Origin of the sequence: Bradyrhizobium sp. 179, assembly GCF_023073535.1 — a bacterium.
Taxonomy (GTDB): domain Bacteria; phylum Pseudomonadota; class Alphaproteobacteria; order Rhizobiales; family Xanthobacteraceae; genus Bradyrhizobium.
In genome coordinates, this window is the sequence record NZ_JADPJR010000146.1 from 1 (window position 1) to 3,628 (window position 3,628).

Annotated in this window: 2 protein-coding genes and 1 pseudogene; all 3 read left to right on the top strand. The window is 58.5% G+C overall.

All coding sequences use genetic code 11. The annotated features are described in order from the left end of the window. Positions 1 to 918 precede the first annotated feature (918 nt). The gene (locus IVB12_RS33880) at positions 919 to 1,062 is read left to right on the top strand and encodes a hypothetical protein (RefSeq protein ID WP_247306292.1); all 144 of its coding nucleotides are present in this window, start codon (positions 919 to 921) and stop codon (positions 1,060 to 1,062) included. A gap of 137 nt (positions 1,063 to 1,199) precedes the next feature. After that, positions 1,200 to 2,360 carry a Xaa-Pro peptidase family protein gene (locus IVB12_RS33885; protein ID WP_247306296.1) on the top strand — a complete coding sequence of 387 codons (1,161 nt, stop codon included), beginning with the start codon at positions 1,200 to 1,202 and terminating at the stop codon, positions 2,358 to 2,360. 109 nt (positions 2,361 to 2,469) lie between these two features. Continuing rightward, a pseudogene (locus IVB12_RS33890) lies at positions 2,470 to 2,743 on the top strand (M20/M25/M40 family metallo-hydrolase); the annotation flags it as partial. Between the last annotated feature and the right edge of the window lie 885 nt (positions 2,744 to 3,628).

Consider the following 3,628-nt stretch of genomic DNA (forward strand, 5'->3'; position numbering starts at 1 on the left):
CGACTTTGGAATCGAAAACCTCATCGAGCTGATCAGGTTCTATAAAGACAACCCTGGACTGCTCAGGCGGTAACCCTGCGGCCTACGCCGAATGGATACAATGCTCTCGCACTACCTGATCAAGATGGCCTAGCTCGGCGGTTACCTCGCCCGCGCCAGCGATCCGCCGGGCGGCAATACCGTCATGTGGCGCGCGTTGTCACGCCCTACGGACATCGTGCTGGGCGCCATGGTCGGAGGAGAATTTGCGGCTGATTGAAAGCCTCACCGGATGCTTACCCAGAACCGTAGTCGACCGGTTTAGAAACTGATTCGAACGAGGCGATGTGGATCACCAGCGGGAGTCGCCAATGACGGCAGTTCGCGGTCCGCGTCGCTGACGCGCGGTGCAAGCGGAATCTCGCGTCGCTGTCGCCGCGGACGATTTTGTCGGCCTCTACCGGCAGAACATGGAACGCCAAGCTGCATCGATTCGATGAACACCTGAGGTCTCCGGCTAACCGAAGTACGGCATCTCGCAGCAGCGGGGCGCGAACGACAACTCGTGTTCAGGGGGCACGCACCGTCGAGCACTCGCCCTTGCATTTGCCCTCGTCCGGCGCGCAGACAGGACGAACAGTCGACGCCACAGCGGTGAGATAGGCATGATGAGGGTAGCCCGCCGGGATCATTGCCGTCCGAAATCCCGCAGTGCTTCTACACTGTGTCCTACGTAACGCGGCGATATTGCGATCTACCCCGAAAACGCACAGCGCTAGCGAATGGACAGGTCTAAGTCTCGTCGAGATAACGGAGTTAATGTGTGGCCATGACATTCTCGGCGATTCCGTTCACGGAGCACCATTTCCACAATCAGAGTACAAAAGACGGCCGCGGAATATTCTAGAGGCAATGGCCGCGCGCTCCTGGTCACAGCCCATGGCCATCTACGATATCTCCGGACAGGAAGGTACGGGTGCGTACCTCATGCCCTTGCCGGGGCTCGCGCCGAAATATGTAGTTCGCGAAGATGAGCTGAATAGCGTCCGCGCGGAGCGCTGTATCGACGAACTCGTTGGTTAAACGGAGCCGTCGCTCGACTCTGCCGCTTTTCCGCGCCGTATCCGACAGAGCGCAGTAATGCTGCGGCGTCCATCCAAAAATGCATAGGACGGACCTAAGGGCTAGTCTAATCTTACCGCGCTCAATGGAGGTGACGTATGGATCAACTATCCTCAGCGATTCCGCTGTCCGGTATTTCATTCCCGAAAGCGGAGTATGAGCGCCGACAACAGAAGGTGCTTGAGGCGGTGGCGAGTGCCGGCCTCGACGCACTCTTGGTAACCGCCTTAGGACACGCGCGATACTTGACGGGCTACTACGGGGGCGGAAGTTATTTTGGGCCATTCCCGTTGATCTTGGCGCCCGGTCGTGCGCCGACATATGTCGTACGAGAGTACGAGGTGCAGACGGTCCGCGCGTATAGCTGCGTTGGCGAAATTGTTCCCTATACCCAGGAGCGCGACTTTGCGAAGGTGTGCGCCGATGTGCTTCGGCGATATGGGCTGCAGACCAAGCGAGTAGGTCTTGAGCTCCGCTGCTGGAACATCACACCGGCGGATGTCTACAAGCTGGAAGCTGAACTTCCTGGAATGACGGTCGTCGATGCGACGGAAGTTGTCGGTTCTGTAGCGGCAGTCAAAAGCGAGCTAGAAGTCGAGGCAATGCGCAATGCGATGGCCATGACCGAAGTGGCTGTGCGCACGTTTCAGGAGACGCTGCGCAACGGTGTTACTGAATCGGAAACATGGGCTGCCATGCAAGGCGCGGTCAAGAAAGCTGGCGGCGAGGAGCTCAGGTTGGTTTCCTTGGTCTTCGGCGAACGGACCAAGCTGGCTCACGGGCTGCCGGCGGACCATCCAATCAGCGACAATGAGCCCGCCGTGACAGAGATAGGCGGTGTGAAGTGCGGGTATGCGGCGGGGCTCGTTCGCACGGCTGTCGTTGGTCGGCATCCCGAGTTTGAATCGTTGCTCGCCCTGTCAAATGAGGCTCTCGATACCGTGATTGACTTCATCAAGCCGGGAGTTGCTGCAGAGGAGGTGGATGCAACTGTGCGGAAAGTGGTCGAGCGATCCGGACGACGAAGGGCTTTTCGCAACAAAGCAGGTTATCAAACCGGCATTAATTGGTCGGAGCGCGGCAACATGGACATGGTACCAGGCGTCAAGGACCTTCTAAAGGCAGGGATGACCCTGCACATGCCCATCATGTTATTTGGCGAGAAAGGACACATTATTGGGTGCAGCGATCACGTATTGGTAACGGAGCGCGGCGCGAAAAGCCTCAGCAACACACCGCGCACGCTCTATCGCGCATGATTTGTGGGCGGGCTCGACATGCACAACGTTTAAAGCTTTCCGGGACCCGCAGCGCGAAGCAACTACGTGGCGGCGTTACCTTCATGAAAACCCCGAGCTCGACTTTCGTCTGCCAAAGACAGCGAGATTCGTGACTGAGAAACTGGCTTCGTTCGGAATCAATCACATTGAGACGGGGATAGCCGAAACCGGCATCGTGGCGGTGATTCAAAGTGAAGGTGGGAGACGGACCCACGATCGGGTTAAGGGCGGGCATAGACGCGCTGCTAATCCTTGAGCCTTCCAACAAACCGTGGTCGTCAAAAACACCCGGCAAGATGCACGGCTGTGGCCATGACGGGCATACTGCGATGCTGCTCGGTGCAGCAAAATACCTATCTAAGGGCCCGCAAGTTCAAAGGCACAGCTCGCCGGGCATGGAGGTCGGTAAGTTTGGCTGCGGCCTCGAGCGCCTTCTGGTCGACGAGTTAGGATCGAACTGCTCGGGGCCCCAGAGGAGCATATGTTCGTGCTCCGGATGGGCGGCGTCGCTGACGGGGGATCGAGGTTTTCGGCATAGCCCGGAGCGCCACCGACGTCTTCCGGAGGACAACGGCGGCGGCCTCAAGCACGAAGGGAAGCCCTATGTCGTCGTGTTGTCGAACCACTTTTCGAGCTTGATCACGTGATCCCAGCTGTCGCCGAAGTCATAGAAATAGTGGATCGTCTTGGCCTGGTCTCGCGAACGATATCGGCGAGCCGTGCTTTGCTGGCGTCCAGGGGCTGGTGTCCTTAATCGTTGTGGGTATCAGGAAGCCCCCAACGGACCTCACCAGCGAAGAACTCGAAGAGGTGGCTGTTCGTCCACCCGCATGAAACTGTTAACAAACCGGCGGCCACTTGAAGGCGCTCCCTTCGAGCCGCTTCCAATACAGCGCAAGGCCACTGCCATCCCAGAAAACGATCTTCACCCGATCGGCTCGCTTGGCACGGAAGACCACCGCCACGACCTTCGTTGGGTCATGGCCCGCCTAACCGTCCGCACCCTCCGGAAGTCTACGGGTCGGCTCGCAACGTAAATCATGAGGCCAGCGGGATACGTTAGCATGAACGTGTCACTCGCAGTGCCATGAACACATCACTTAGCACCGCCAGACCAGGCGTCCCCGCGCACCTCCAATCGTGCGCCCTAGAGCGTTAGCCCATCGGACTGAATCGCTGGGGATTCACAAATCAGCGTTTTGATGATTCAAGCTTGCCGCCGGGATTGGAGGCCGGCGGGCATGGCG

What these genes read in the sequence shown, in the direction of transcription:
- IVB12_RS33880 (WP_247306292.1), top strand. Translation starts at nt 919, where the DNA reads ATGGCCATCTACGATATCTCCGGACAGGAAGGTACGGGTGCGTACCTC.
- IVB12_RS33885 (WP_247306296.1), top strand. Translation starts at nt 1,200, where the DNA reads ATGGATCAACTATCCTCAGCGATTCCGCTGTCCGGTATTTCATTCCCG.